7 protein-coding genes and 1 CRISPR repeat array are annotated in these 6,000 nt (G+C 64.8%); of the genes, 3 read left to right on the top strand and 4 right to left on the bottom strand.

The features are described 5' to 3' along the window. Window positions 1–58: 58 nt before the first annotated feature. Window positions 59–1,171: direct repeats of the CRISPR family, unit length 33 nt; unit sequence GTCGCGTCCCGCACGGGGCGCGCGGATAGAAAC. A gap of 283 nt (window positions 1,172–1,454) precedes the next feature. The 3 genes from QC821_RS20515 to QC821_RS20505 all read right to left on the bottom strand — a co-directional run bounded on the left by QC821_RS20515 (window position 1,455) and on the right by QC821_RS20505 (window position 2,389). Then, window positions 1,455–1,724, bottom strand: coding sequence for a Txe/YoeB family addiction module toxin (locus QC821_RS20515; RefSeq protein ID WP_309725192.1), 270 nt, complete (start codon window positions 1,722–1,724; stop codon window positions 1,455–1,457). Continuing rightward, window positions 1,711–1,971 carry a type II toxin-antitoxin system Phd/YefM family antitoxin gene (locus QC821_RS20510; protein ID WP_309725190.1) on the bottom strand — a complete coding sequence of 87 codons (261 nt, stop codon included), beginning with the start codon at window positions 1,969–1,971 and terminating at the stop codon, window positions 1,711–1,713. The genes QC821_RS20515 and QC821_RS20510 overlap by 14 nt, the downstream gene beginning before the upstream one ends. Before the next feature lie 94 nt (window positions 1,972–2,065). Continuing rightward, window positions 2,066–2,389 carry an antibiotic biosynthesis monooxygenase family protein gene (locus QC821_RS20505; RefSeq protein WP_309725189.1) on the bottom strand — a complete coding sequence of 108 codons (324 nt, stop codon included), beginning with the start codon at window positions 2,387–2,389 and terminating at the stop codon, window positions 2,066–2,068. Between the two features lie 137 nt (window positions 2,390–2,526). Between QC821_RS20505 and QC821_RS20500 the strand changes: the two genes are divergently transcribed. Further along, window positions 2,527–3,114, top strand: a complete 588-nt coding sequence (locus tag QC821_RS20500; protein WP_309725187.1) for a DUF4202 domain-containing protein — start codon at window positions 2,527–2,529, stop codon at window positions 3,112–3,114. Window positions 3,115–3,212: 98 nt separating this feature from the next. Further along, the gene (locus QC821_RS20495; protein ID WP_309725185.1) at window positions 3,213–3,464 is read left to right on the top strand and encodes a hypothetical protein; all 252 of its coding nucleotides are present in this window, start codon (window positions 3,213–3,215) and stop codon (window positions 3,462–3,464) included. Here QC821_RS20495 and QC821_RS20490 read toward each other — a convergent pair. Beyond that, window positions 3,461–4,501, bottom strand: a complete 1,041-nt coding sequence (locus tag QC821_RS20490; RefSeq protein ID WP_309725184.1) for a C45 family autoproteolytic acyltransferase/hydrolase — start codon at window positions 4,499–4,501, stop codon at window positions 3,461–3,463. The two genes, QC821_RS20495 and QC821_RS20490, sit on opposite strands and share 4 nt — an antisense overlap. A gap of 217 nt (window positions 4,502–4,718) precedes the next feature. Here QC821_RS20490 and QC821_RS20485 point away from each other — a divergent pair, with 217 nt between their 5' ends. Further along, the gene (locus QC821_RS20485) at window positions 4,719–5,936 is read left to right on the top strand and encodes an ABC transporter substrate-binding protein (RefSeq protein ID WP_309725182.1); all 1,218 of its coding nucleotides are present in this window, start codon (window positions 4,719–4,721) and stop codon (window positions 5,934–5,936) included. The last annotated feature ends 64 nt before the right edge of the window (window positions 5,937–6,000 follow it).

Raw genomic sequence — 6,000 nt, 5'->3', positions numbered from 1 at the left:
GCACGGGGCGCGCGGATAGAAACGTCAACGCCCACGGCACGCACGCACAGTATAAGGCGTCGCGTCCCGCACGGGGCGCGCGGATAGAAACTGGACCTGCACGACCGATACGGCCGCAGCATCGCGGTCGCGTCCCGCACGGGGCGCGCGGATAGAAACCATGGCGCGTTGCCGGCTCGCATCCTTGCCCTTGTCGCGTCCCGCACGGGGCGCGCGGATAGAAACCTCCTGGGGGTGAATTGCAGGTCGTAGCCGAGCAGTCGCGTCCCGCACGGGGCGCGCGGATAGAAACTTGGATGCGCAGCACGATCTCGCCGCGCTCTTTCATGTCGCGTCCCGCACGGGGCGCGCGGATAGAAACTACGTCTACCGGGGCCAAGTGACGCCGCTACCGTGTCGCGTCCCGCACGGGGCGCGCGGATAGAAACATCTCCACGGCGCTGGCCGTCACGCGCTACGCTGGTCGCGTCCCGCACGGGGCGCGCGGATAGAAACTTTTGCGGGTCCGCCGGATCGCAGTACCGGCTTAGTCGCGTCCCGCACGGGGCGCGCGGATAGAAACTCCAGCTTGGCGGGCGACTTCAACTGGGCTGGCTCGTCGCGTCCCGCACGGGGCGCGCGGATAGAAACAAGTAACCGGGAGATCGACTGATGCCCTTTTATCGTCGCGTCCCGCACGGGGCGCGCGGATAGAAACCTCATGCCATCGGGCACTCCCCCGTGGACGATGGGTCGCGTCCCGCACGGGGCGCGCGGATAGAAACGTCAACGCCCACGGCACGCACGCACAGTATAAGGCGTCGCGTCCCGCACGGGGCGCGCGGATAGAAACAGCCCTTCCAGTGCCCCAGTCTCGATGTGCTGCAGGTCGCGTCCCGCACGGGGCGCGCGGATAGAAACCCCGCCTCTGAATAGAACTCTCGCACGAAGTCCTGGTCGCGTCCCGCACGGGGCGCGCGGATAGAAACGCCTCGCCCTCGTGCGACTGAAAGACGCGCAGGGCGTCGCGTCCCGCACGGGGCGCGCGGATAGAAACAGCGCCAGCTGCTCGGAGAGGTAGCCCATCAGGCCGTCGCGTCCCGCACGGGGCGCGCGGATAGAAACTCGTCAGTCAGGTTATTGACATCAGCGAACTCGTGTCGCGTCCCGCACGGGGCGCGCGGATAGAAACTTTATGGAGAATACGCACCACCAGTAATAGAGGAATGTCGCGTCCCGCATGGGCGCGCGGATAGAAACTATGAGTTCTACGACCGTGACTAGGTCGGCGAGGTGATCGCGTCCCGACCGAGCCGTGTGGAAACAAGTAATCAGGCTAGCTTATTGGGCTGTGTTAATGGGGCATCGGAGCCGCTCACCAAATGATGAACTGGGCCTTCATGGCGTCGCGGCTGGCCTTGCTATCCCAGTGTGCGATGGCGATCAGGGTGTCAGGGTAACTGATGCCACCCCCTTCAGTAGTGATATCTGCAGGAGATTATCGTGATGGAACCACCATCCACTACATATACCAAGCGGTTTGTCTCATCGATGCGCCGCGACCAGAATCCCGCCAAGTTCTCCTTAAGTGGCTCTGGCTTACCGATGCCTTCGAGCGGAGAGCGCTGTACATCAGCGATTAACTTATTGATGCGCTTTAGCGTCTTTTTATCCTGACGTTGCCAATAGAGATAGTCATCCCATGACGCCGAAGTCCAGCACAGCAGCCGGCTAGTCGTCTGCATCTAACAGCTCACGCTCGGTTGCCTTTCCAGCCCTGTATTGCGCAATCGACTCATTCAAGTGCTGAGCATTGGCGGGTGAGCGAAGCAGATGCACCGTCTCCATAAGACTGTTGTAATGCTCGAGAGACATTACCACGGCGTCCTCGGCATCACGGCGCGTAATGACCGTGGTATCGGCATCGTTCACCACGCCGTCGAGTACTGCTTTAAGGCCATTGCGAGCCTCTGTGAAAGAGATAATTTTCACGGAGCACCTCCTGTACGTTTCACTGTACAAGTCTAGCTTGGCTGGTATGACATGTACAATACTAAGGACATGTCGTCTTGCCACGATTGAGACCTCACCGTGCCGGGCCTCCCGCCGGCATCACCACCCACTCGGGCTCCTCGAATTCGCCGATCAGGCGGATCTCGCAGCAGGGCGCTGCGGAGCGGATGATCGCCTTTATCTCCTGGTTGGGCTGGGCTTCCATGGCGTCGCGGCTGGCCTTGCTGTCCCAGTGGGCAATGGCGATCAGGGTGTTGGGGTCGTCGATCTTGCGGTGCAGCTCGGTGCCGCGGGCCCCCGGCGCCTGCTGGATGAGCTGGCTGGCGCGGACCCAGGCGTCGGCGTAGTCCTCGGCCCGGTAGCCGTCGCGGATATGCACTTCGAAGATATATTTCATGGCGTTGCTCCTTGCTGCTGTTTGCCGCTGCGGGATGCTGGCTCAGTGTATCCCGCCCGTCATCCTTATCCAGCCGCTAGGCTGATAGGCTATAGGAAACAGCGGCACTGAACCGCTGCCGATGAGGAGGAGTGAGTATGTCCGATACCCCCTATGACCAAGCCCTGGCCGCCATCGATGCGCTGCACGCTGAGGACCCGCGGCGCGTGGAGGTGGCGGGCGAGTCGCTGCCCCAGGAGCTGTTCTATGCGCGGCGCATGAGCGCCTGGCTGGAGACGCTGGCCGATGCGCCCAGCGAGCCGCTGCAGCTGGCGGTGCGTGCCCAGCACCTGCAGCGCTGGCAGGTGCCACGTGAGGACTATCCCGAGGGGCGGGTGGGCTACCTGACCTGGCGTCGCGACCAGGGCAAGCGCGCTGGCGAGACCACCGCAGCGCTGATGGAGGAGGCGGGCTACTCGGCAGATGATGCGGCCCGGGCGGCGAGCCTGATCCGCAAGCAGGGCCTGGGGCGCGACCCGGAGACCCAGGCGCTGGAGGATTGCGCCTGCCTGGTGTTCCTGGAGAACTACTTCGGCGACTTTTCGCGCCAGGTGGAGCACGACCATCTGATCCGCATCGTGCAGAAGACTTGGAAGAAGATGTCGCCGGAGGCGCACGCACTGGCTCTGGCGCTGCCGATGAGCGAGCAGGCGCGGTCGCTGGTGGAGGAGGCGCTGGCCGGTTGAGTGCCGTAGCTACTGACTTGACAGCAAGGCGATGGGCGCCTAATTTCAATTGCAAATGATAATTTTTGTCATTTGTATGAGCTGTCAAGGAGGCCGCGATGACATACAACGCCAATACCCCTCGCAAGGGGCCTACTCCGTCGCTACAGGTCTGCGATGCCACCTCGGGCTCGGTACGCTTGGCCTGGCAGCGTCCGTGCCGGGCGGACCTGCTCTCTGAGGAGCAGCAGGTGCTGCTAGCGCTGCAGCGCGAGGAGGCGGCACATGATCTGGTCCGCCGCCGGTTCCTGTTGACCACCGAGCAGTATCTCAAGGGCGAGCTTAGCGAGCAGAGCGCTCCGCTTGGCTAGGTGAGAGTGACGCTTAGCGTCTGCTCGGCCTCGCAGGGGTAGCCGTGGCGAAAATGCAGCGCGCGCTCGTCGAGGGCCATCACCACCGCGAACAGGGTCTCCATGCGCTCGGCTTCGGGCAAGCCGGGGTCGGTGTGCTTGCAGATCGACATGGGCGCGTTGTGGTGGTCGCTAAGCAGGTCGAACAGCGCGCTCACGCTGGCTTCGGGCGGCGGGGCGAGCAGTTCGTCGAGGCGGCGCAGGCGCACGTGGGAGTCGGGCTTGGGGAAGTCGGCGACGCAGGCGGTGGCGGCCTCGGCATAGAGGTGGTTGGTGTGGGTGACGCGCCCTGCGTTGGGTTCGAGCACGCCGGGTGGCCCGGGCTGGACCTCGAAGCCGGCGGCCTGGCCGTCGGCGCTGGCGACCAGGAAGTGCGCCGGCGAGGCGACGCGGTCCTCCTCGACGATGCGTCGGGCCGCGGCGAAGCCGTCGCTTTCGAGAATCTTGCGCAGCGCCACATGGATCGGCAAGCCGTCGCCGCAGGTCTGCGAGCGGATGGCGTTGAGGCACACGCCGAGGCCGTGGGCATTGAAGCCGATCTTGGCGACCATGCCGGCTTCGCCGACGCTGACCAGCGGCGGGGCGTCATCGCCCTCGATCTGCAGCACCACCACGTTGTCGAGCTGGTCGGCGCGCCAGTCCCAGTTCTGCGCCAGCCACTGGCGGCCCTGCTGGAAGAGCGAGAAAGCGGAGCAGCCGCCGCTGGCCTGAGTCAGCGAGATCTCGCTGCGGCAGTTGAGGGTGAGAATGTCGTCGCGACTCAGGTCGGCGCCCTCGGCGATGCCGGCGAGCTCCTCCAGTATCGCCGGAAAGCCACGTTCGATGGCGGGCACGAAGCGCTGCGCGACTTGCCGGGCGGCGGCCCAGTCGAGCCCCACGAAGTCCTGGAACAGTTGGTCATAGACCGCAATGCTTCGCCGAATCTGCGCGGCGTGGCGCTGGCCGTGGGCCATGCCGATGGCGTGGCGGCTGCCGTGCAGGTGGGTCACGTCGAGCATGCGGGGCGCTCCTTGGTAGGGGAATTCCCCCAAGCCTACCGTGTACAGCGTTGAAGTGCAGCGGGCAGTCTGTGCGGCAGGTAAAAATCAGCGGCTTTTCAATAGGCTAGTAGCGTTCAAACGGTCGCTTGCGTTAACGCCGTAGCCCTTGTGTTTTTGCGTAAACACTTCCAGAGTTATGAAGGTACTAATTTAACTGGCAACAGCGAGAACAACCATGAAGAAAGCTCTGTTAGCGATGGCGGTGGCCGCGTCCTCCGTCACGCTCATCGGTGCGGCGCAGGCCGACGAAGTGAAGATCGGGTTCCTGGGCGGGTTCACCGGCCCCATCGAGAGCCTGACCCCGCCAATTTTCGACGGTGCTCAGCTGGCGGTCCAGCACGTCAACGAGCAGGGTGGCATTCTGGGTGGCCAGACGCTGGTGATGCCGAATGCCGATACCACCTGCGCCGATGCCTCGGCGGCGTCTAACGCCGCGGATCGCATGGTCAACACCGAAAACGTCACCGCCATCGTTGGTGCGCTATGTACCGGCGCTACCGTGGCAGCGGCCAACAACGCGGGCATCCCCGGCGGCGTGGTGATGGTCTCGCCGGCCTCCACTGCCCCGGCAGTGACTGACCTGGACGACAACGACCTGGTGTTCCGCACCGTGCCGTCGGACGCCTTCCAGGGCGAGATGCTGGCCAAGCTGCTGATCAGCAAGGGCATCACCGATGCCGCGGTGACCTATGTCAACAACGACTACGGCCAGGGGCTTGCGGACGCCTTCAACTCGACCTTCGAGGCCGAGGGGGGCATGGTCTCGGCCAACGAGGCCCATGAAGACGGCCGCGCCGACTACCGCTCGGAGCTGGGCTCGCTCTCCTCCGGCGGCAGCGAGACGCTGGTTGTACTGGCCTATGCCGATGGCTCGGGCCAGACCATCCTGCGCCAGGCCTACGAGAGCGGCATGTTCACCCAGTACGTGGGCGCCGACGGCATGGTCGGCGACAGCCTGGTCGAGGCGATTGGCGCCGACGTGCTCGAGGGCATGATCGCCACCCGTCCGGGCAGCCCCGACACCCCGGGAACCGAGACCTTCGAGGCGCTCGCCGCCGAGGCTGACATCGACCCCAGCGCGGTGTTCGCCGCCCAGGCCTACGACGCCGCCTTCCTGCTGGCCCTGGCCATCGAGCAGAACGGCAGCGCCGAACGCGAGGGCCTCTCCGAGGCGCTGCGCAGCGTCTCCTCGGCTCCCGGTGAGCAGATCCTGCCCGGCGAGTGGGAGAAGGCCGTGGAGCTGATCGCCGCCGGTGAAGAGATCGACTACGAGGGCGCCTCCGGCAGCCACGAGTTCGACGAGAACGGCGACGTGCCCGGTGTGGTGATCGAGATGGTGGTCGAGGATGGCCGCTTCGTCAGCCAGGGCTTCCTCGAGGCCGACGAGCTGTAAAACGCCGCTGCTAGCGGTAGCTGAACGTGAAACGCCCCGGCCTGTGCCGGGGCGTTTCACGTTC

It is taken from the genome of Franzmannia qiaohouensis, assembly GCF_031451695.1.
In the GTDB taxonomy this organism is placed as follows: domain Bacteria; phylum Pseudomonadota; class Gammaproteobacteria; order Pseudomonadales; family Halomonadaceae; genus Franzmannia; species Franzmannia qiaohouensis.
Note: the sequence above shows the minus strand (reverse complement) of the source record. Positions and strands in the feature narration are given on the sequence as shown.

Bases quoted from the DNA above. Each gene is read 5' to 3' on its own strand.
- QC821_RS20515 (WP_309725192.1), bottom strand. From the start codon at position 1,724: ATGCAGACGACTAGCCGGCTGCTGTGCTGGACTTCGGCGTCATGGGAT.
- QC821_RS20505 (WP_309725189.1), bottom strand. From the start codon at position 2,389: ATGAAATATATCTTCGAAGTGCATATCCGCGACGGCTACCGGGCCGAG.
- QC821_RS20500 (WP_309725187.1), top strand. From the start codon at position 2,527: ATGTCCGATACCCCCTATGACCAAGCCCTGGCCGCCATCGATGCGCTG.
- QC821_RS20495 (WP_309725185.1), top strand. From the start codon at position 3,213: ATGACATACAACGCCAATACCCCTCGCAAGGGGCCTACTCCGTCGCTA.
- QC821_RS20490 (WP_309725184.1), bottom strand. From the start codon at position 4,501: ATGCTCGACGTGACCCACCTGCACGGCAGCCGCCACGCCATCGGCATG.
- QC821_RS20485 (WP_309725182.1), top strand. From the start codon at position 4,719: ATGAAGAAAGCTCTGTTAGCGATGGCGGTGGCCGCGTCCTCCGTCACG.